Origin of the sequence: Deinococcus sp. KSM4-11 (assembly GCF_004801415.1) — a bacterium.
Taxonomy (GTDB): domain Bacteria; phylum Deinococcota; class Deinococci; order Deinococcales; family Deinococcaceae; genus Deinococcus.
This window is the reverse complement of the sequence record NZ_SSNX01000001.1, coordinates 1,154,486-1,174,402: the sequence shown is the minus strand read 5'-3', so window position 1 is coordinate 1,174,402 and position 19,917 is coordinate 1,154,486. Positions and strand designations below refer to the sequence as shown.

The 19,917-nt window shown below is 69.9% G+C and carries 19 protein-coding genes; 14 read left to right on the top strand and 5 right to left on the bottom strand.

All coding sequences use genetic code 11. The features are described from left to right. Positions 1–110: 110 nt before the first annotated feature. Complete coding sequence (locus tag E7T09_RS05875; protein WP_136388145.1) at positions 111–1,064, bottom strand: tripartite tricarboxylate transporter substrate binding protein; 954 nt, start codon at positions 1,062–1,064, stop codon at positions 111–113. Between the two features lie 195 nt (positions 1,065–1,259). Between E7T09_RS05875 and E7T09_RS05870 the strand changes: the two genes are divergently transcribed. From E7T09_RS05870 to E7T09_RS05860, 3 genes are all read left to right on the top strand, one after another. Beyond that, entirely contained in the window at positions 1,260–2,849 is a 1,590-nt protein-coding gene (locus E7T09_RS05870; protein WP_136388144.1) for a sensor histidine kinase, read from the top strand. After that, positions 2,846–3,562: a response regulator gene (locus E7T09_RS05865; RefSeq protein ID WP_136388143.1), complete on the top strand. Its 717-nt coding sequence runs from the start codon at positions 2,846–2,848 to the stop codon at positions 3,560–3,562. The genes E7T09_RS05870 and E7T09_RS05865 overlap by 4 nt, the downstream gene beginning before the upstream one ends. A gap of 246 nt (positions 3,563–3,808) precedes the next feature. Next, complete coding sequence (locus E7T09_RS05860) at positions 3,809–4,750, top strand: hypothetical protein (RefSeq protein WP_136388142.1); 942 nt, start codon at positions 3,809–3,811, stop codon at positions 4,748–4,750. A gap of 29 nt (positions 4,751–4,779) precedes the next feature. On the opposite strand, the gene E7T09_RS05855 is transcribed toward E7T09_RS05860, so the two are convergent. Both E7T09_RS05855 and E7T09_RS05850 read right to left on the bottom strand, forming a co-directional pair. Continuing rightward, complete coding sequence (locus E7T09_RS05855; protein WP_136388141.1) at positions 4,780–5,160, bottom strand: hypothetical protein; 381 nt, start codon at positions 5,158–5,160, stop codon at positions 4,780–4,782. Between the two features lie 67 nt (positions 5,161–5,227). After that, positions 5,228–6,112 carry an alpha/beta hydrolase gene (locus E7T09_RS05850; protein WP_136388140.1) on the bottom strand — a complete coding sequence of 295 codons (885 nt, stop codon included), beginning with the start codon at positions 6,110–6,112 and terminating at the stop codon, positions 5,228–5,230. 125 nt (positions 6,113–6,237) lie between these two features. Between E7T09_RS05850 and E7T09_RS05845 the strand changes: the two genes are divergently transcribed. Further along, positions 6,238–7,479: a lycopene cyclase family protein gene (locus E7T09_RS05845; protein WP_136388139.1), complete on the top strand. Its 1,242-nt coding sequence runs from the start codon at positions 6,238–6,240 to the stop codon at positions 7,477–7,479. 38 nt (positions 7,480–7,517) lie between these two features. Continuing rightward, positions 7,518–8,183 (top strand): L-serine ammonia-lyase, iron-sulfur-dependent subunit beta, encoded by a 666-nt coding sequence (gene sdaAB / locus E7T09_RS05840; RefSeq protein ID WP_136388138.1) that lies wholly within the window; start codon positions 7,518–7,520, stop codon positions 8,181–8,183. Here sdaAB and E7T09_RS05835 read toward each other — a convergent pair. Beyond that, on the bottom strand, positions 8,180–8,923 hold the full coding sequence (locus E7T09_RS05835) for an IclR family transcriptional regulator (RefSeq protein WP_240741635.1): 744 nt from the start codon (positions 8,921–8,923) through the stop codon (positions 8,180–8,182). The genes sdaAB and E7T09_RS05835 overlap by 4 nt on opposite strands. Before the next feature lie 144 nt (positions 8,924–9,067). Here E7T09_RS05835 and hutU point away from each other — a divergent pair, with 144 nt between their 5' ends. From hutU to hutH, 4 genes are read left to right on the top strand one after another with little or no spacing between them, the layout of a single operon-like run. Further along, positions 9,068–10,762, top strand: coding sequence for a urocanate hydratase (hutU, locus tag E7T09_RS05830; protein ID WP_136388137.1), 1,695 nt, complete (start codon positions 9,068–9,070; stop codon positions 10,760–10,762). Then, positions 10,759–11,682: an arginase family protein gene (locus E7T09_RS05825; RefSeq protein WP_136388136.1), complete on the top strand. Its 924-nt coding sequence runs from the start codon at positions 10,759–10,761 to the stop codon at positions 11,680–11,682. Before hutU ends, E7T09_RS05825 begins: the two co-directional genes overlap by 4 nt. After that, positions 11,679–12,899 (top strand): imidazolonepropionase, encoded by a 1,221-nt coding sequence (hutI, locus tag E7T09_RS05820; RefSeq protein WP_136388135.1) that lies wholly within the window; start codon positions 11,679–11,681, stop codon positions 12,897–12,899. The genes E7T09_RS05825 and hutI overlap by 4 nt, the downstream gene beginning before the upstream one ends. Further along, positions 12,896–14,398 (top strand): histidine ammonia-lyase, encoded by a 1,503-nt coding sequence (gene hutH, locus E7T09_RS05815; protein ID WP_136388134.1) that lies wholly within the window; start codon positions 12,896–12,898, stop codon positions 14,396–14,398. Before hutI ends, hutH begins: the two co-directional genes overlap by 4 nt. 126 nt (positions 14,399–14,524) lie before the next feature. On the opposite strand, the gene E7T09_RS05810 is transcribed toward hutH, so the two are convergent. Then, on the bottom strand, positions 14,525–15,280 hold the full coding sequence (locus E7T09_RS05810; RefSeq protein ID WP_136388133.1) for a DUF937 domain-containing protein: 756 nt from the start codon (positions 15,278–15,280) through the stop codon (positions 14,525–14,527). Positions 15,281–15,534: 254 nt separating this feature from the next. Between E7T09_RS05810 and E7T09_RS05805 the strand changes: the two genes are divergently transcribed. From E7T09_RS05805 to E7T09_RS05785, 5 genes are all read left to right on the top strand, one after another. Then, positions 15,535–16,299: an ABC-2 family transporter protein gene (locus E7T09_RS05805; protein WP_240741634.1), complete on the top strand. Its 765-nt coding sequence runs from the start codon at positions 15,535–15,537 to the stop codon at positions 16,297–16,299. Then, on the top strand, positions 16,292–17,122 hold the full coding sequence (locus tag E7T09_RS05800; protein ID WP_240741633.1) for an ABC transporter permease: 831 nt from the start codon (positions 16,292–16,294) through the stop codon (positions 17,120–17,122). Before E7T09_RS05805 ends, E7T09_RS05800 begins: the two co-directional genes overlap by 8 nt. A gap of 20 nt (positions 17,123–17,142) precedes the next feature. Continuing rightward, positions 17,143–18,090 (top strand): ATP-binding cassette domain-containing protein, encoded by a 948-nt coding sequence (locus E7T09_RS05795; protein WP_136388132.1) that lies wholly within the window; start codon positions 17,143–17,145, stop codon positions 18,088–18,090. A gap of 94 nt (positions 18,091–18,184) precedes the next feature. Next, the gene (locus tag E7T09_RS05790; RefSeq protein WP_136388131.1) at positions 18,185–19,162 is read left to right on the top strand and encodes a glycosyltransferase family A protein; all 978 of its coding nucleotides are present in this window, start codon (positions 18,185–18,187) and stop codon (positions 19,160–19,162) included. Positions 19,163–19,256: 94 nt separating this feature from the next. After that, positions 19,257–19,880 (top strand): DNA-3-methyladenine glycosylase, encoded by a 624-nt coding sequence (locus tag E7T09_RS05785; protein ID WP_136388130.1) that lies wholly within the window; start codon positions 19,257–19,259, stop codon positions 19,878–19,880. Positions 19,881–19,917 lie beyond the last annotated feature (37 nt).

Here is a 19,917-nt window from a genome sequence, read left to right as displayed (position 1 = left end):
GACACTCCTCGGAACGGCTCAGCTCGCCGCGGGGTCAGGACGGTGGACGCAGCGCATCACAGGGAGCGGCGCGACCGGCTGCCGGGTCGCGCCGCCCCTGAAAGCCGGGCTTACTTCACCAGGCCGATGTCCGTCAGCACGCCCTTCACGCGGGCCGCTTCGAGCTTCAGGAACAGCGAGTACTTGCTGCCGCTCATGTACAGGTCGGTCCAGTTGCGGGTCTTGAGGGTGTCCTGCCAGGCCTTGGTGGCGTGCATCTTGTCCAGCGCGGCGATCATGGCGTCCTTGTCGGCCGTGCTCACGCCGGGGGCGGCGACCACACCGCGCCAGTTAGCCAGCTCGACATTGAAGCCCTGCTCCTTGAAGGTGGGGCCGTCGATGCCCGCCTGGCGCTTGGCCGAGGAGATCCCGATCAGGCGAAGTTTCCCGGCCTTGATCTGCGCCTCGAACTCCCCGTACCCGGCAATGGCGCCCGCGACCTGGTTGCCCAGCACGGCCGCGAGGGCCTCGCCGCCGCCGCTGAAGGGCACGTAGTTCATTTTCTTGGTATCCACGCCCACCGACTTGGCCAGCAGGCCCAGCAGGATGTGGTCGGTGCCGCCCGCGCTGCCGCCCGCCACGGCCAGACCGGGGTTGGCCTTCCACGCAGCGGCGAAGTCCTTCATGGTTTTGTAGGGGCTGCTGGCGGGAACGACCAGCACCTCGTACTCGCCGGTCAGGCGGGCCAGGGGGGTCACGCGGCTCAGATCCACCTTGCTGGAGTTCGTGAGGATCGCGCCGACCATCACGAGGCCCATGGTCATCATCTGGCTGCCGTCGCCCTTGGCGTTGTACAGCTGTGCCAGGCCGATGGTGCCGCCCGCGCCGGGCACGTTGAATACCGTCACGGGCTTGACGATGCCCTCGTCCTGCATGACGGTCTGGATGGCGCGGCTGGTCTGGTCCCAGCCGCCGCCGGGGCTGGCGGGCGCCATGATCCGCAGGGTCGAGAGGCCCTGGGCGAGGGTGGTGGGGGTCGTGAGCAGCAGGGCAGACAGGGCCAGAATGGTGTTCTTGGCGTTCATGGTGAACCTCCGGGGCGCCAGGGCGCCGTGGTGTGGGTTGTACGTCCCCTCACCCTAGCCCCACATCCGGCCCGGTTCAAGGCTTGAACACGTCTGGCACGGCTTTTTTCGTGACCACAATGCACAGTCGTGAACGCAATGCACGTTAGGGCACGGCGCGCCAGCAGGGGGGTTTTACAATCGGAAGCACGTCCTATGGCCACCTTCCGCCTTCCCCGCTCCGGTCTCCAGGGCCGCCTGGTGCGCTGGCACCTGCTGGTGCTGTGCGGCATGACCGTGCTGCTGCTGGCCGTGCAGACCCTGCACCTGTACGGCGAGGCCCGGGATCGCCTGGGGGAGCGCGCCATGACCGCCAGCCGCATCGTGGCGACCCTGCCGGAGGTGATCCGGGCCGCCGACCTGGGCACCCAGAACGCCGCGCTGAACGCCCAGGTGAACGCCATGCGTGCCCAGGCGGAGGCGGATTTCATCGTGGTCGGTGACCGCAACGGCATCCGGCTGGCCCACCCGCTGACCGACCGCCTGGGCAAGCCCATGGAGGGCGGCGACAACGACGATCCCCTGGCGGGCCGCGAGGTGATCTCCGTGGCGCGCGGCAGTCTGGGCGTCAGCGTGCGCGGCAAGGTGCCCATCTGGGAGGGCGGCCTGCCCGGCACGCGGGTGGTCGGGGTGGTCAGCACCGGCTACCTCATGCCGCAGGCGTGGCATCTAGTGGGGGCGGCCCTGGTGAGCCTGCTGCCGTGGATCCTGCTCGCCCTGGCCCTCGGCCTCCTGGGGGCCGTGTGGGCGGCGCGTCGGTTACGGGCCGAGATCCTGAACCTGGAGCCCGACGAGATCGCCGCCCTGGCCCGGCAACAGCGCGCCGTGCTGGCCGCGCTGCGCGAGGGGGTCATCGCCGTGGACAGCGCAGGCTGCATCACCCTGGCCAGCGCCCGCGCCGCTGACGCCCTGCTGGTGCCCAGCACACCTGTGGCGCTGGCCCGCGTGTGGCCGGAACTCGCGGATCTGCGGCTCGGCACGCACCGCCAGCAGAACCTGGAACTCCAGCTGCGCGGCCAGCCCTTCCTGGTGAACGTGGAGCCGCTCGACGGCGGCGGTTTCGTGGCCGGGTTCCGCAACCGTGCGGAGGTGCTGGCCCTGGCCGACGAACTCACCCATGCGCGCGGCTTCGTGGATGTGCTGCGCGCCCAGACGCACGAGTACCAGAACCGCCTGCACGTCCTGTCGGGCCTGCTGCAACTGGGCCGCCACGACGAGGCCCTGCGGGTCCTGAACGCCGAGATCCGCGCCGACGCCGAATTCCGGCAACTGCTGCGCGATGTGCAGGTGCCCCGCCTGGTCGCGCTGCTGGCGGGCAAACGCGAGCGCGCCCAGGAACTCGGCATCGACTTTCAGGTCGTCGAGGGCAGCGTCCTCTCGCCACTGTGGGAACGGCATGCCGACACGCTCGTCACGGCCGTCGGGAACCTCACCGAGAACGCCTTCGAGGTGCTGGCCGGTCAGCCCGGCGTGGTCACGGTGCTGATCGGCGAGGATCCGGACGGCGTGCAGGTCGAGGTCGAGGATTCCGGCCCCGGCGTGGCCGACGGGGTGCGCGAGCGCCTGTTCACCCGTGGCGCGAGCAGCAAGGGCGAGGGCCGGGGCTACGGGCTGGCGGGGGTGCAGGGCCGCGTGCAGGCGCTGGGCGGCCAGCTCCGCTACGTGCGGCGCGGGGGGCGCACCGTCTTCCAGGTCAGTCTGCCCCCGCCCGCCAGCCCAGCCCCGCCGCTGGAGGTGACCCCATGACCCCCCGCAGCCCGAGCGTGCGCGTCCTGCTCGTCGAGGACGACCAGCGGGTCGCGCGGATCAACCGCGATCTGCTGGAACGCGATGCGGACGTGCACGTGGTCGGCAGCGCCGCCACCTGCGCGCAGGGTGACGCGCTCGCGCAGGCCCTGAACCCCGACCTGATCCTGCTGGACGTCCACCTGCCCGACGGCAGTGGCCTGGGCCTGCTGCGCCACTGGCGTTCCGTGGGCCGCACCACCGACGTGGCCCTCATCACCGCCGCCGACGACGAGGCCAGCGTCCGGCTGGCACTGGCCCACGGGGCCTTCGACTACCTCATCAAGCCCTTCACCGGAGCGCGGCTGGCCGACCTGCTTGCCCGCCACCGCGCCCGGCGCCTGCCCACCACGCCAGGGCCTGACCATCCCCGCCTGGATCAGGGCAGCCTCGACCGGCTGCTGGGCGTGCAGGGACGCGGCGCGGAACCCCTGCCGCGCGGCGTGGATCCGTACACCCTGGAACGGGTGGCCCTGGCCCTCGATGAAGTCCGCCGGGGAGTGAGTGCCGAGGAGATCGGCGAGCGCCTCGGCCTGAGCCGCGTGACCGCGTGGCGGTACCTGGAACACCTCGTCCGCAGTGGACGGGCCAGCCTGGAACACCAGTACGGGCATTCCGGTCGGCCTGCGAAGCTGTACACCTCCCGTTCAGATGCGGCCCTGCCGGTGGACTGACGGGGAAGCCGGTTGATCAGGACTGTCGCACCGGGAGACTTGAAGGGCATCGCCAAGCTTTGACAGTCGAGGATGCGTTCCGGACGTCGAGTTCACTTTGGGCGGAACCAGGCCCTGAGCGCTGGCTGGTCGCGCGTGCGGTGAGGCCATCTCGGGACACTTCCCTGAACCGTGGTGGCTGGCCCCTGCCGAGGGCGTGAGCGGCGTCATGATGCGGCCCATATCCCCGCCCTACACTGGGCGGCCGTGCGTGCCTTGCCCCGCTCCCTCCTCCTGGCTGGCCTGCTGGTCTGGCTGACCGCCTGCGTGCCTCACTGGCTGGTGCAAGGCACGCGCACGCCGGCCCTGGATCTGGATGGGCCGATGCCGGACGTGGTGGTCATCGGGATTTCCGGCCGGTGCTCGCAACCCTGCCTGGCTCCACGGGACAACCGGGATTACCTGAGTTCCCGCGGCACCCTCGACAGCGTCGCGGACGTGTTCAGCTCAGCTGGATTCGCCGTGGAGGTCGCCGGGTATGCCAGCCACCCGGCCGCCTCGCATACCTCGCCGTACCTGCCGCGACCCCAGCCGGGGTTCGAGGCGCTGCTGGCCGATTTCACGCGCCTGCACGACACCTGGCTCAAACAGCCCCAGCCCCCCCGCATCATCGTGGTCGCCCACTCGCACGGGGTGACCTGGGCGCACCTGCTCACGCGCACCTTCCCGGACGTACCAATTACGGCCCAGGTGGATCTGGACGGGATGTGCGTGGCGTGGCGCCCGGACTACAGCGCGGCCGTGCGTGCCCTGCCCCCGACGGCACCGCAGCGGACGCAGATGCTCGATGCCTGTGATCCCATCCAGATCGGCGGGCGGAAGGTGCCCCTCAAGGATGTCGTGTGGCCGAACGTGGCCGTGAACTACGAGGTGCAGAGCAAACGGCTGCCCGCCCGCACCAGCGCCAGTGGCGGTTTGCCTGTCAATTACCTGTTCGAGCTGTCCCGCAACACGCGGCTGGACGGCACGACGTCTGGCATCGAGCGCTTCGTGTCCGTCCGCGAGGACCACAGCTCGATCACCTACCCCAACAGTGACGCGATGGCCTGGGTCACGACGCACCTGCGGGAACTGATCCAGTCCTGGCCGGCACCGACCGTGGAGTCGACTGTTCATCCAGTGCCTGTCGATCCTTCCGAGGTACGCTGAGTCACGGGCCACAGCCCAGCTGGCGTCGGTCAGGGCTGCACTTCGTACAGTTCGACCTGTCGCAACACCACGCCACCCAGCGACAGCACCGCCCGGTACGCGCCCTTGGCCGGGGCGTCCATGGTGAAGGAAGCGTTGGGCTGTGAGACGTCCAGATACACGCTGTCCTCGCCCAGGGGGCGGCTTCCGTCGAACCACTGCACTTTCAGGTAGGCGGGCTCGAAGCGGCCGGTTACCTGCGCCTTCACGGTCAGGGACGTGCCCGAGCGTTCCAGGGTCGCGCCGGTCACGCGGGGCGTCAGGGTCACCTCGACCGGTGTGGGCACGGCGGGCACGAAGGCGTACCGGCACCCCGACAGGCCCCCGGCCAGCACGGCAGCCACGGTCAGGATCAACGGAGAACGGCGCATGCGGTGATGGTAGTGCATCCCTGTGAGTGGCCCCGGCCTCGGGCACCTGGGCCACGGGCCGGATCACTCAAGGCAGCCGGTGGGCCTCGATGAACGCGATCACGTCCTGCCGGGTTGGCCCCAGGAACGTCAGGAAACGCGTCATGGCCGCAATGATGGTGATGTGCCCCATGCCGGGCAATACCGTGAAGGTGACGGGGATGCCCGCCCGTTCCAGCGCGGCCTTCATGTGGTCGCCGTTCTGGGGGTACACAGTGTGGTCACTGCCCGCCACCAGCAGCAGGTGAGGCGGCGCGTCCGGGCGCACGTGCCGATCCGGCATGACCTCGTCCGGCGTGGCGTTCTCGGGGAAGGCGCGTGCGGTGGACATGCCCCGGAAGTCGTAGGAGTACGGTCCGGCCACGCCGATCACGCCCCGAACGGCGCTGATGGGGACGCCCGCCTCGCGCAGCCAGCGTGCGTTATCCACAGCCTCGACCGCGTTGTAGGCCCCAGCCGAGTGGCCCATCACGAACATATTGTCCGGGTTGCCGCCGAAGGTCTTGGCCGTCTCGCGCAGCACCTTCAGCGCGGAGGCCGTGTCCTGCACGAAGGCCGGGTAGCGGTTCTGCGGGGCCAGCCGGTAGCTCATGACGGCAGTGACGTATCCGGCGCGGGCCAGCGACTCGCCCACGAACTTGTGCCCGTCCTTGTCGCCGCCCTCCCACGAGCCACCGTGCACGAACAGCACCATCGGGGCGTTGGTGGCCCCGTGCGGTGAGTACACGTCCATGCGGTTGCGCACGTCTGGGCCGTAGGGAACGTTATGCACGACCTCCAACCCACCCGTGGACACCACGCGGTTCAGGGTGTCCTGGGCGCTGCGTTGCGAGCACCCGACCAGGGCGACGGCGGCGAGAAGACCGGTCAGCACGAACAGCGAATGGCGGAAACGGGCAGACAGCGGCAGCATCACGGCAGAATAGGGCCGGAACGGGCCTGCGGGAATGGAAGCCGCACAGGCTTTCTTCACTTCCATCGGGCGGGTCAGGGCAATCCCTACACATTCCAGCGGAGCCCCTTGCTAGCCTGACCCGCATGCAGGGTTCCGAGCACAGCGACGTTCTGGTCATGGGCGGTGGCCCGACCGGCACCGCGCTCGCCACTGCGCTCGCCCGCCGTGGACTGCACGTCCGCGTGGTCGCCCCGCACCCGCCCACGCCGTTCCCCGCGACGTACGGCGCGTGGCTTGACGACCTGCCCGGCTGGGCCCACGGGTGCGCCGCCCAGGTCTGGACGGACGTGCGCGTGTACACCGGCCCACAGCCCACCCCGCTGCACCGCCCCTACGCCCTGCTCGACAATGCCGCCCTGCTCGACACCCTGCTCGGCCGAGCCGACGCTGGACTGGAGTGGACGGTCGGAACGGTGCTCCGCACCGAGGACGCGGGCACCGAACGGATCATTCATGGCGTGAACGGGGAACGCTGGACGGCCGGGCTGGTCGTGGATGCCAGCGGCCACGGCGGTACCCTGACGCCCACCGCGTACCCGGACGGGCCGGCCTTCCAAACCGCGTGGGGACTCACCGCGCGGTTCGACCGGCCTCCCATTGCGCCGGGTTCGATGTCCTGGATGGACTACCGGACGGATGGCACGGCTGATACGCCCCCCACCTTCCTGTATGCCATGCACCTGGGCGGCGACCGGTACTTCGTGGAGGAGACCAGCCTGATCGCCCAGCCCGGCGTGAACCGCGCCCTGCTCGAGGCGAGGCTCCACGCCCGCTTGGAGGCGGCTGGCACCCCCCCACGCGAGATCCTGTCCACCGAGTGGGTCGCCTTCCCCATGAACGGGGCGGCCCCGGCACCCGCCGCCGACCTCTCCTTTGGCGCGGCGGCCGGACTGGTTCATCCGATCAGCGGGTTCCAGGTGGCCACGTCGCTGAACGTCGCCGAAACGCTGGCGGACGCCATTCACGGGGCCATCCTAGCGGGAACTGATCCGGTGAAGGCGGGCTGGGCCGTGCTGTGGCCAGACTCCAGACGCGCCGCGCGGGAGGTGCATCTGCTCGGCGTCCGCGCCCTGCTGGGCCTGCCTGCCGACGCCCTGCCGGAGTTCTTCCGGGCGTTCTTCCAGTTGCCGCCCGCGCAGTGGCAGGCGTTCCTCGATCCGGCCACCCCGGCCGGCCCACTGGCCCGGATCATGCTGCGGCTGTTCGCGCAGGCACCGGGCGGTGTGCGTGGCCCGCTGGCCCGCGCCGCCCTGGCCCAGCCCGGCGCCAGCGTGAAGGCCCTCCAGGCCGCATGGCGTGGTGCACCCCAGGTGCAGAACCGGTAGCCTCAGCCACCGTCCCCGCGTGGGACTACACTCGGCACATGAGCCTTCTGGACATGATCGGGCCCGTCATGATCGGGCCCAGCAGCAGCCACACGGCGGGCGCGTGCCGGCTGGGGCTGGTCGCGCACCACCTGCTCGGAGAAGCGCCCCGGCAGGCGACCATCTCCCTGCATGCCAGCTTTGCCAAGACGGGCCGGGGGCACGGCACCCATCTGGCCCTGATCGCCGGACTGCTGGGCTACCGACCCGATGACAGCCGGCTTCCTCAGGCCTTCGAGGAAGCGCAGGCCGCCGGACTGACCTTCGAATTCCGCGATGCCGACCTGGGCGACGTGCACCCGAATACTGCCCACATCGACGTCCGGGGCGACCACCAGCACCTCACGCTGCAGGGCAGTTCGACGGGGGGCGGCGTGATCCGGGTCACGCACGTCCAGGGCCTCGGCGTGAACTTCAGCGCGGCCAGCCCTACGGTGCTCCTGCGCTACGCGGACGCGGTCGGCATGATCGCCCGCATTGCCAGCACCATCGCTGCCGACGCCGTGAATATCGCCGCGCTGACCTGCACACGCGACACGCGGGGCGGGCAGGCCCTGCTCGCCATCGAACTCGATCAGGCGCTCAGCTCCGAGGCCCTGGCCTTCCTGAACCGCTGGCCGGACGTGAACTGGGTGCGCATGCTGCCCAAGCTCATGGACGGTTAGGCCCGCCGGTAGCCCAGCCCGTCGCTGACTCCATCCGCCGCGTCCCGGAGTGCCCGCAGCAGAGAATCCCGCTCGCGCAGCCGGGGTGTCGGAACGCTCACGCCCAGCGCCGCCAGGACGGTTCCGCCGGCACCTCGGATGGGCACGGCCACGCTGCCCGTGCCGGTCGCCCATTCGTCCGCCGTGACCGCGTACCCGTCCTGGCGGATGCCGGCGGCCAGAGCGGGCCACGCCTGCGGGTCGGTGAATGTAAGGGGCGTGAAGGCCGTCACCTGCGGCGAGAGCGGGTGACCGGCCAGCGCCAGCAGCAACTTTCCGCTCGCCGTGGCGTGGGCAGGCAGCTCGAAATCCAGTTCACCCGCCACGGGCGGCCCGTCGCGTCCCTGCACGCTGCGCGCGATGCACAGGACCCGTCCGGCATCCAGGACACACAGGAAGGCCAGCCGGTGCGTGCCGCGTGCCACGCGCTCCATCGCGTCATGGGCCGGGGCATACCACGGCAGGCTTCCGTACAGGGCGCTCGACAGTTTCAGCAGCCGCCACCCCAACCGGTACTGGCCCCGACCCACCTTCAGGAGCAGACCCGTGGCGCTCAGGGCCGCGAGCTGCTCGTGCAGCGTGGAGGTCGGCACGTCCAGGTGCCGGGCCAGGTCGGACAGCCGCCACTCCGTGTGGTCGGCATCGAAGGCGGTCAGGACATCCACCACCGACTTGAGCAGGGGCGGCGACATGACGGACATACGCTTAGGGTACGTCATTTCCGGCCACACCGGAAAACGGCCAGACGAATGGTCGGTCGGCTGGGGAAGATGTGGAACATCTCCTGGTTCCAAGCACTGCTGGCCCTCCCATCCTTCGCATAACAGGCCCTCCAGAGGTATTCCATGAACCAGCCCACCGCCGAGCCCGCCCCCGTCATCCGCGCGCCCAGAGGCAGCACCCGCACTGCGAAGGGCTGGATTCAGGAGGCGGCCAAACGCATGCTCATGAACAACCTCGACCCCGAGGTAGCCGAGCACCCGGACACGCTGGTGGTGTACGGCGGGCGCGGCAAGGCCGCCCGCAACTGGCCCGCGTTCCACAAAATCGTCGAGACCCTCGACCGGCTGGAGAACGACGAGACGCTGCTGATCCAGTCCGGTAAACCCGTGGCGGTGCTCAGGACGCACGAGTGGGCGCCGCGCGTGCTGCTGGCCAACAGCAACCTCGTACCGCACTGGGCCAACTGGGAGACCTTCGACAAGCTGGATCGGGCGGGCCTGATGATGTACGGCCAGATGACCGCCGGAAGCTGGATCTACATCGGCACGCAGGGCATCCTCCAGGGCACCTATGAGACCTTCGCTGCGGCTGGCCGCAAGCATTTCGGCGGCACCCTGAAGGGCACCATCACCGTCACCGCCGGGCTGGGCGGCATGGGCGGCGCGCAGCCCCTGGCCGTGAAGCTCGCCGGGGGTGTGGCAATCTGCATCGAGATCGACCCGACCCGCATCCAGAAACGCCTCGAGACCCGTTACCTCGACGAAGTGGCCGACTCGCTCGACGACGCCATCACGCGCGCCGAGAGATATAAGGCGGAAGGAGTTGCGCGCTCGATCGGCGTGCAGGGCAACGCCGCCGTCCTGGTGCCGCGACTCGTCGAGATGAACTGGACGCCGGATCTCATCACCGACCAGACGAGCGCCCACGATCCCATGTGGGGGTACCTGCCCGTCCTTGCTGCCGACGAGGACGCCTCCGAGCTGCGGGCACAGCGCCCGGACGAGTACCGCCGCCGCGCCTACGACGCGATGGCCGCCCACGTCCGCGCCATCCTCGACCTTCAGCAGCGCGGCGCGGTCGCCTTCGATTACGGCAACAACCTCCGCCACCGCGCCCAGGAAGCCGGCGTCACGAACGCCTTCGACTACCCCGGCTTCGTGCCCGCCTTCATCCGCGACTCCTTCTGCGAGGGCCGTGGCCCCTTCCGCTGGGTGGCGCTGAGCGGCGATCCCGAGGACATCCGCGCCACGGACCGTGCCCTGCTCGACCTCTTCCCGGACGACGACCGCCTGCAATCCTGGCTGACCTACGCTGCCGACCAGATCGCGTTCCAGGGCCTGCCCGCCCGCATCTGCTGGCTCGGCTACCGGGAGCGCGACAAGGCGGCGCTGCTGTTCAACGAGATGGTCGCCGACGGCCGCCTGAAGGCCCCCATCGTGATCGGCCGCGACCACCTCGACGCGGGCAGCGTCGCCAGCCCCTACCGCGAGACCGAGGCCATGAAGGACGGCAGCGACGCGGTCAGCGACTGGCCCCTGCTGAACTTCGGCGTCGGTATCGCCAGCGGTGCGGCGTGGATGAGCTTCCACCACGGCGGCGGCGTCGGCCTGGGCTTCTCTCAGCACAGCGGTCTGGTGGCGCTCGCCGACGGCACCGAGGACGCCGCGAAGCGCCTGTCCCGCTGCCTCACCAACGATCCCGGCATGGGCGTCATCCGCCACGCCGACGCCGGCTACGACCTCGCGCTGGACGTCGCCGCAGCCCGTGGGATCGACCTGCCCAGCCTGGGCATCGCGGATCACCAGGGCCGCGAGTGACCCAGCCCAGCCACCTCCCGTACGGCGGCATTCCCACCTTCGCCCGCGCGCCCATGGTCGATCCGGGCGGCGACTGGCGGGCAGATGTGGCCGCGCTGGGCATTCCCTTCGACATCGCCCTGGGGTTCCGGCCCGGCGCCCGTTTCGCGCCACGGGCGCTGCGAGAGGCGAGCCTGCGGAGCGTGCCGCCCTTCACCGGCCTGGACGGCGTGACCCGGCTGGCGGGCGTCTCCTTCGCGGATGCCGGGGACGTGGTGCTGCCCAGCCTGGAACCCGAGCTTGCGCGGGAGCGGATCACGGCTGGAGCACGGTTGGTCAGATCCCGTTCCCGTCTGCCGGTGTTTCTGGGCGGAGATCACAGCGTCACGTACCCGCTCCTGCGCGCCTTCGGCGACGTGCCGGAGCTGCACGTGGTGCAACTCGACGCCCATCTGGACTTCACGGACGTGCGGAACGACACGAGATTCAGCAACTCCAGCCCGTTTCGCCGGGCCTGCGAGGAACTGACGAACCTCGTGCACATCACGACCATCGGCCTGCGCGGTTTGCGGTTCGATCCGGAAGCGGTGGCCGCCGCCAGAGCGCGTGGGCACACCCTGGTGCCCATGGCGGACGTGACCGCCGACCTGAACGCCGTGCTGGAGCGCCTGCCTGTCGGAAAAAACGTCTACCTCAGCGTGGACGTGGACGGGTTCGATCCCAGCGTCATCCCCGGCACCAGCAGTCCTGAACCCGACGGCCTCACGTACGCTCAGGTCATGCAGATGCTCGCTGCTACCGCAAGGCAGAACAGAATCGTCGGCCTGGACGTGGTGGAACTCGCCCCAAACCTCGATCCCAGTGGAAGAAGCGAACTGCTGATGGCCCGCCTCATCATGGAAACTCTGTGCGAGGCCAGCACCGAGTGGGACAGCGCATGACCGAAACGCTGTTCACCAACATCAGCCAGCTCGTCGCGGCCAGCCCTGGAGCGCAGCGCGGCGCGGCCATGCGAAACCTGACCCTCGTTTCCGACGCCGCGCTGCTTGTCGCCGAAGGGCGGATTGTGTGGGTGGGGCCGCGCGCCGAGGCTCCCGGCACGGAGCAGGAGCACGATCTGGGCGGCGTGGCCGTCGTTCCCGGCCTGGTCGATCCGCACACGCACGCCGTATGGGCCGGAGATCGCCTCGCGGATTTCGAGGCGCGCGTGCAGGGCGTGCCCTACGAGGAGATCCTGGCGCGGGGAGGTGGCATCCGCCGCAGCATGCAGGCGACCGGCGCGGCCAGCGTGGACGAACTCGTGGCGCTGGCGCGGCCCCGTCTTGCCGCGCTGCACGCCTCCGGCGCGACGACCATCGAGGTCAAGAGCGGGTACGGGCTGGACTTCGCGGCGGAACTCCGGATGCTCGAGGCGGTGAGGACGTTGCAGACTGAGTTCCAGCTTCAGCCGACCCTGCTGATCCACGTTCCACCCACGGAGCACCGTGCGGAGTACGTGCAGGGCGTCTGTCACGACCTCATTCCCCGCGTGGCGCGCGAAGGGTTGGCCGCTGCCGTGGATGTGTTCTGCGAGAAGGAAGCGTTCACCGTGGAGGAGTCCCGCGCGATCCTGGAGGCCGCGATGGCCGCTGGCCTCCGCACGAAACTGCACGCCGACCAGTTCCATGCCATCGGCGGCACGGAACTCGCGTGTGAACTCGGAGCGCTGAGCGTGGATCACCTGGAGGCGAGCGGCCCCGCACAGATCGCCGCGCTGGCCGCCGCGAATACCGTGGCCACTATTATGCCCGGCGTGACGCTGCACCTGGGCCTCCCGGCCGCGCCGGGACGGGCGCTGATCGACGCGGGCGCAGCAGTGGCGATCGGCACCGACCTGAACCCTGGTTCCTCACCCGTGTTCAGCGCTCAGCTCGCGCTGGCCCTCGCCGTGCGCCTGTGCCGCCTCACCCCCGCCGAGGCCCTGACCGCCTGCACCGTGAACGCCGCCGCCGCCCTCGGCCTGAGTGACCGGGGAGCCCTCGCGCCCGGCCAGCGCGCCGATTTCCTCACCCTGCACAGCCACGACTGGCGCGACCTGCCGTACACCCTCGGGACGAATCCGGTGCGGGACGTGTGGGTGGGCGGGCAGCTGGTCACATGGCCTGGAGTTCACCCATGATGCTCGATCAACATCTGACCCTCGAAGCCTTCCTGTCCGTCGTGCGGGGCGGCGAGCCTGTGCACCTCTCGGATGCCGCCCGAACGCGCATCCTCCGCGCCCGGGCGGTAATCGAGCGGATCGTGGACGGAGACGCGGCAGTGTACGGCGTGAACACCGGCTTCGGGAAGTTCGCGAACGTGCAGGTGCCGCGTGAGGGGCTGGAGCAACTTCAGCACAACCTGATCATGTCGCACGCCATCGGAGTGGGGGAGAACCTGCCGACCGAGGTGGTGCGCGGCATGATGCTGCTGCGCGCACAGTCGTTGGCGCTCGGGCACTCGGGCGTGCGGCCCGAGGTGGTGGAACTGCTGCTGGCCCTGCTGAACGCGGGCGCCCATCCGGTCATTCCGGCGCAGGGCAGCGTGGGGGCATCCGGGGATCTTGCGCCGCTGGCACACCTCGCGCTGGGCCTGATCGGCATGGGGGAGATGGACTACGCCGGGCAGCTCCGGCCCAGCGGAGACGTGCTGGCCGAGCTGGGCCTTAATCCCGTGCAGTTGCAGGCCAAGGAGGGGCTGGCCCTGATCAACGGGACGCAGCTGATGGGAAGCCTGTTGGCCCTGGCGGTGGCGGACGCCCGCACGCTGCTGGGCACGGCGAACCTCGCGGCGGCCATGACGGTCGAGGCGATGTACGGCTCGCACCGGCCCTTCCAGGCGGACGTGATGCGCCTGCGACCCCATCCCGGCGCGGTGGCGGTCGCGGAGGAGCTGCGGTTCTTCCTGCGGGACTCGCAGATCGCGCCGTCGCATGCGGTGGGAGACGGCAAGGTGCAGGACGCGTACTCGCTGCGCGCCGCGCCGCAGGTGCACGGGGCAAGTCTGGATGCCCTGGCGCACGCCGAACGGGTGCTGGCCGTGGAGTTCGCGTCCGTGACCGACAACCCCCTGATCTTCCCGGACACAGGCGACGTGGTCAGCGGTGGGAACTTCCACGGGCAACCCCTGGCCGTGACCATCGACGCGCTGAAGGTCGCGGTGGCGGAACTCGGGAGCATCAGCGAGCGCCGCTGCGAACAGCTCCTGAACCCGGCGCTCTCAGGCCTGCCCGGTTTCCTGGCGCCGCAGGGCGGGCTGAACAGCGGGTTCATGATCGCGCAGTACACGGCCGCCGCGCTGGTCAGCGAGAACAAGGTGCTGGCACACCCGGCCAGCGTGGATACCATTCCCACCAGCGCGAACCAGGAGGATCACGTCAGCATGGGTGCCCACGGCGCCCGGCAACTCCGCGCGATCCTGGAGAACGTGCAGAGCGTCATCGGCATCGAACTGCTGTGTGCGGCGCAGGCCCTCGATTTCCAGCAGCTCCGCGCGGGGCGGGGCGCGCAGGCCGCGTGGGAGCACATCCGCGAGCAGATCCCCAACATGACCAGTGACCGCTACTACCGCCCGGATCTGCTGCAGATCGTGCAGATGGTGCGCCGTGGCGACCTGCTGGAGGTGGCCAGGAAGGCCTGACGCTGGTCTTCCCTCAGGGATGGAGAGGTCACGACAGATGGGCCGGGTGAGGGCGATCCTGCCCGCCCAGGCGAAAGGGAGGCGGGCCAGGCCTGGCCGCCTCCCTCCTGAGTCGCTGTGGTGTGCTTAGCGTTGGCCTCCGAACATCCCGATCAGGTCTTCCAGGGCGTTGCTGCTCTGCGTCTGGGTCGAGCTGCCGCCGCCACCCCCGAGCACGCTGTTCAGGGTGCCCATCAGGCCGCCCAGGTCACCCAGGCCCCCCTGGGTGCTCTGCGAGGGCAGACCGGGAATGACGGAACCGCCGCCCAGGCCGCTGTTCTGTGTCGGCTGAAGCTCGGGCTGCTGAACCTGGGGCTGCGCCTGGGCCTGACCTCCACCGAGCAGGCCGCCCAGGATGCTGCCCAGGCCGCCACCACCCAGCACACTTCCCAGGACACTGCCCAGATCACCCATGCCGCCGCCCTGGTTACCACCGGTCTGTCCCTGCCGCTGACGGCTCAGGTAGCCCAGCACCAGCGGCGCGAGCATGCTCAGGATCTGGATGGCGAGCTGCGGGCTGATGCCCGCCCGCTGGCTGACGGCATTCGCGGCGGCTGTCTGCTGCCCGCCGAACACGTGTCCCAGGATCTTCTGCCCCTCCTGCACGTCGGGCACCTGGCCCTGGCCGAACTGGTCGAGGGCCGAACCGTCATGCTGGTCGAGGGCGCCGGACAGGGCGTCCAGACCGCCGGGCTGCGTCGCGTTGCGGGTCAGCGCCCCGAGCAGCAACGGCACGGCCGCCTCGATCGCGGACGCCGTCTGCTGTGGAGAGGTGCCGAGCTGCTGCCCGACCGTCTGCTGCGCCTGCCCCATGCCGCCGAGCGTGTTGAAGATGTCCATCATGGTGGTGACCTCCAGTGAAATGACGTGCGGCTCAGCGTACTCCGTTCGCCCGTACGGGCGGGTTGAGCCGGCCCGCCTGCCCAGGCGTGTTGTGAGGCCGGGAGGCTGAGCCATCCGGCGTATTCCCCACAGGCCGGCCTGCCGCTACGTTAAGCCGTTCATAAGGCGCAGTCCGTGCCGCCCCGGAGGTTCCCCTGCATCCATCCGCTGCCCTCAGAGCCAGATCCTCGTCCAGCGTCGCGCTGTATGCCTCGGTGGCCCGGCTGGGTTTCCGGCGGCAGTTCGCGTACCCGCAGGCGGCCCTGTGGGGCCTGCTCACCAACACGTTTTTCGGGGTGCTGCGGATTGCCATTCTGGTGGCCCTGTTCGGCCGCCGGCCGCAGGTGGCGGGCTACACCGTGCAGGACGCGATCACGTATACCGGCATCACGCAGCTGATGATCGCGACGCTGGCCCTGTTCGGCTGGTACGACTTCATGCGCGCCGTCCACCGGGGCGAGGTGGTCACGGATCTGCTGCGTCCCCATGATCTGCTGGCCTTCTGGACGGCGCAGGATGCCGGACGGGCCGCCGGGCAGTTCGTGTTGCGGGGCCTGCCCATGCTGCTTCTGTTCACCGTGGCCTTCGGCGCGAAACTGCCGGTTGGGCCCGTCCTGACCGCAGTGAGCCTGCTTCTGGCGTGGGCGCTCAGTTTCGCGTTCCGTTTCCTGGTGAACAGCGCTGCGTTCTGGTCGGCGGACGCCGTCGGGATCGGCCGCTTCGCGTGGGCCTTGTGGGGGCTGGGCTGCGGCTTCCTGATGCCCCTGGCGTTCTTTCCGTCCTGGCTGCAACAGATCCTGGCCTGGACGCCCTTTCCCGGCATGCTGAACACCCCGGTCGAAGTGTGGCTGGGCGTGAAGACGGGCCACGCGGCCCTCGTGGCGGTGTGGACACAGGCCGCGTGGACGGTCGCACTGTTCTGGCTCGCGCAGGTCGTCCTGGCTCGGGGACTGCGCCGCCTGGAGGTCGCCGGTGGATAGGCCGGGAACCGTCCTGCTGGGTCACCTCAGGCTGTACGTGCTGCTGCTGCGTGCCCAGATGCGGTCGCAGGGGGTGTACCGCGTGTCCTTCGCCCTGGACGCCGTGGCCGCCGCACTGATCACCGGCCTGGAATACGCCGCCTTTGCGCTGGTGCTGCCCCGCTTCGGCACGCTGTCCGGCTGGACGCTCGGTGAGGTCAGCCTGCTGTACGGGCTTGCCGAACTGGCGTTCGTGCTCATGGACCTGATCTTCGGCGGTTTCGATGCCCCGAACCTCTCGGCGCACATCCGCACCGGCACCTTCACGACCTTCCTGCTGCGGCCCGCGCCGCTCCCCGTCCAGGTGTTCGGCTCGGATTTCGCGCTGCGCCGCCTGACCCGCGTGGCCCTGGCCACCGGCATCCTGGCGTACGGCGTGTCGCAGGTCGCGGTCGCGTGGACGCCCGGCGACGTGGCGCTGCTGGCGGGCAGCATCCTGGGCATGATCTGTTTTTTCGGAGGCCTGTTCGTGATCGGTGGAACCCTGACCTTCTGGACCGTGGACAGCGTGGAGGCCATGAACGTCCTCACGTACGGCGGGCGTGCCCTGATCTCGTACCCCATGGACATCTACGGCGCGGCCCTGCGCAAGACCTTCACGTACGTGCTTCCCGCCGCGTTCCTGTCGTACTTCCCGGTGCTGCACATCCTGGGCCGTTCCCTGCCAGATGGCCTGCCGGGCTGGGCCGCGTTCGTCTCCCCGGTCACCGGGCCGCTGATGCTCGCCGCCGCCTTTGCCTTCTGGACGGTGGGCGTGCGCCGCTACCAGGGCACGGGCACATGACCGGCGAGAAGAGTGGGCCCATGATCGACGTCCAGCACCTGTGCAAGACCTACCGTGTCCGCAGCGGCGGGCTGCTGCACGGCCGAACGCGCGTGCTGGAGGCCGTCCGGGACGTGAGTTTCACCATCCAGCCGGGCGAGATCGTCGGCTACCTGGGGCCGAACGGAGCGGGGAAGAGCACCACCATCAAGGTGCTGACCGGCCTGCTGGTGCCGGACAGCGGTGTGGTCAGCGTGGGCGGTCTGGTGCCGTGGCGCGAGCGGCGCCGTCACGTGGCCCGGCTGGGGGCGGTGTTCGGGCAGCGCACGACGCTGTGGTGGGACCTGCCGGTGCGGGACAGCCTCGACCTGCTGCGGCACGTGTACCGCGTGCCGCAGGGCCGCTTCCGGGAGAACCTCGCCCGCTTCACGGCCCTCCTTGATCTGGAGCCGTTCCTGGGCACGCCGGCCCGCTCCCTCAGCCTGGGCCAGCGCATGCGTGCCGATCTGGCCGCCGCCCTGCTGCACGATCCCAGCCTGCTGTTTCTCGACGAGCCCACCGTGGGACTCGACGTGGTGGCCCGCGAACGCATCCGCGAGTTCGTGGGCGTGATCAACCGCGAGCAGGGCGTCACCGTTCTCCTGACCACGCATGACCTGATGGACGTGCAGCGCCTCGCCGGGCGGGTCATGATCATCGACCAAGGCCAGCTCCTCTACGACGGCGCACTGGCCACCCTCCAGCAGCGCTACGGCGGGGCGCGGGAACTCGTCGTGGACTACGAGGAGGTACCCGCGACCCCGCACGTTCCGGGCCTAGAGGTGCTGCACGCCGCTGGCCCCCGCGTCCGGTACGCCTTCACGGGAGCGGCCGCCGCGCCCATCGCCCGCGTGACGGCCCACGCCCCGGTGCGTGACCTCACGGTGCAGGAACCGGACATCGACACGACCATCCGCCGGATCTACGAGGGCGGCCTGCTGAGCCGGTGAGGGGGCTTCAGCCCCCCGTTGCCACAAGGCAGGAGGTCAGACAATTCGGGCAAGTCGACACCCGGCGTGACCGGCGGGCCACTACAGTGCCGGCATGCCTCCGGAAGTCGTGACGGTCATCCTCTGCGTCTTCAACGGCGAGCGCCACCTGGACGAAACCATCCGCAGCGTCCGCGACCAGACCTACCCGCACTGGCAGCTCCTGATCATTGACGACGGCAGTGCCGACCGGAGCCACGAGATCGCGCAGCGCCACGCCCTGGAGGATGCCCGCATCCGGGTGATCCAGCAGGCCAACTCAGGCGTGCGGGTGGCCAGAAACCGCGCCATGGAGCTGGCAGACACGCGCTGGGTGGCCCTGCTTGATCACGACGATGTCTTCCTGCCCACCAAGCTGGAGCGGCAGATGACGTACCTGGCTGCCCACCCGCACCTGGCCGCCCTCGGCACGTACGGCTACCGGATCGGATCGACGGGTGGCCGCCTCGGGTACTTCGATGTGGGCCCCAGGGATGAAGTCCAGTACCGGCAGCTGATGGATCAGCACGCCATCATCTACCTGCTGGCGGCCAGCGTGGTCTTCGACCGGACGCTGGCGCTGTCAGTGGGCGGATTTCCACTGCTGACCGCCGCCGAGGACGTCGGCCTGTGGAGCCGGATGGCCGACCATGCGCCCGTGCTGGCCCTGCCCGAGCGCCTCGTGAACTACCGGGTGCATTCCGGCAGTACGAGTGGCCGCAAGCTGCACCTTCAACGCCTGGAACTTGAATTCATCCGGCGCGGCAACCTCCGGCGCCATACCGGTCAGCAGGGACTGGCCTTCGAGCAGTTCATGGCCGAGTGGCATGCTGAACCGGCCGCCGCCCGGCGGGCCTTCGAGCGGGAGTCCGCCAGCCTGAATGCCTACCGGATCGCTGGGGGCCTGCTGGCCGACCGGCGGCCCTCCGGCCTCGTGTGGCTGGCCCGCAGCATCGCGCTGAATCCAGCCGGACGCCTGCGGCGCGTGGCCACCCAGCTCAACCTGTGGGGCCGCGTTCGTCGCCGCTCCCGTCCTGCTCCACCGGCCCCCTGAGGTCACGGCGCAGAACCGGGGCGGCGGGCTATCGTGGCGATATGGGCAGAGGACTCCAGACGCGAATGCTGCGGCCCCACGGGTGCCCGATCCAATGACGGAGCCGCTGCGCCCGGATCACTTCGATGCCGATCCGGTTCGTCTGGCACGTGACCTGCTTGGAGGGACGCTGATCCGCGTCACGGCGCAGGGCGCCCGGCTGACGGGCAGGATCGTGGAGGTCGAGGCGTACGACTGTCCACGCGATCCCGCGTGTACGGCCGGGCGCTTCCATGCCGCGCGTTCCGCCGACATGGCCATCGCGCCGGGCCACTGGCTGTTCTGGATGGCGCACGGGCACCCGCTCCTGCAGGTGTCGTGCCGCCCCCTGGGTGTGGCCGCCAGCGTGCTGATCCGGGCCATCGAGCCGCTGGAGGGGCTGGGGCACATGCTCACGAACCGGCCCGTGACGCGCGAGCGTGACCTGACGAACGGCCCGGCCAAGCTGGTCTACGCCCTGGGACTGGAGCCTGCGCGGGTGGCCGGAACCGTGGTGAATAGTTCGGCGCTGCACCTGCACCGGCCACCGGTCGCCGTCCCAGACGGAGCGGTCGAGGTCACGGCCCGGATCGGCATCCGGGAGGGCCGCACCCTGCCGTGGCGCTTCGTGCTGAGGGGAAACCCATGGGTATCGCCCGCGACACCGAGCATGGAACTGGCCTCGGTGCCGGCCGACTAGATCAGGCCGCCCGCGTGGGGACGCGGGCGGCCTAGTC

What these genes read in the sequence shown, in the direction of transcription:
- E7T09_RS05850 (WP_136388140.1), bottom strand. Translation starts at nt 6,112, where the DNA reads ATGCTGCCGCTGTCTGCCCGTTTCCGCCATTCGCTGTTCGTGCTGACC.
- hutH (WP_136388134.1), top strand. Translation starts at nt 12,896, where the DNA reads ATGATGCTCGATCAACATCTGACCCTCGAAGCCTTCCTGTCCGTCGTG.
- E7T09_RS05795 (WP_136388132.1), top strand. Translation starts at nt 17,143, where the DNA reads ATGATCGACGTCCAGCACCTGTGCAAGACCTACCGTGTCCGCAGCGGC.
- E7T09_RS05875 (WP_136388145.1), bottom strand. Translation starts at nt 1,064, where the DNA reads ATGAACGCCAAGAACACCATTCTGGCCCTGTCTGCCCTGCTGCTCACG.
- hutU (WP_136388137.1), top strand. Translation starts at nt 9,068, where the DNA reads ATGAACCAGCCCACCGCCGAGCCCGCCCCCGTCATCCGCGCGCCCAGA.
- E7T09_RS05790 (WP_136388131.1), top strand. Translation starts at nt 18,185, where the DNA reads ATGCCTCCGGAAGTCGTGACGGTCATCCTCTGCGTCTTCAACGGCGAG.
- E7T09_RS05845 (WP_136388139.1), top strand. Translation starts at nt 6,238, where the DNA reads ATGCAGGGTTCCGAGCACAGCGACGTTCTGGTCATGGGCGGTGGCCCG.
- E7T09_RS05865 (WP_136388143.1), top strand. Translation starts at nt 2,846, where the DNA reads ATGACCCCCCGCAGCCCGAGCGTGCGCGTCCTGCTCGTCGAGGACGAC.
- E7T09_RS05835 (WP_240741635.1), bottom strand. Translation starts at nt 8,923, where the DNA reads ATGTCCGTCATGTCGCCGCCCCTGCTCAAGTCGGTGGTGGATGTCCTG.
- sdaAB (WP_136388138.1), top strand. Translation starts at nt 7,518, where the DNA reads ATGAGCCTTCTGGACATGATCGGGCCCGTCATGATCGGGCCCAGCAGC.
- E7T09_RS05810 (WP_136388133.1), bottom strand. Translation starts at nt 15,280, where the DNA reads ATGATGGACATCTTCAACACGCTCGGCGGCATGGGGCAGGCGCAGCAG.
- hutI (WP_136388135.1), top strand. Translation starts at nt 11,679, where the DNA reads ATGACCGAAACGCTGTTCACCAACATCAGCCAGCTCGTCGCGGCCAGC.
- E7T09_RS05870 (WP_136388144.1), top strand. Translation starts at nt 1,260, where the DNA reads ATGGCCACCTTCCGCCTTCCCCGCTCCGGTCTCCAGGGCCGCCTGGTG.
- E7T09_RS05855 (WP_136388141.1), bottom strand. Translation starts at nt 5,160, where the DNA reads ATGCGCCGTTCTCCGTTGATCCTGACCGTGGCTGCCGTGCTGGCCGGG.
- E7T09_RS05785 (WP_136388130.1), top strand. Translation starts at nt 19,257, where the DNA reads ATGACGGAGCCGCTGCGCCCGGATCACTTCGATGCCGATCCGGTTCGT.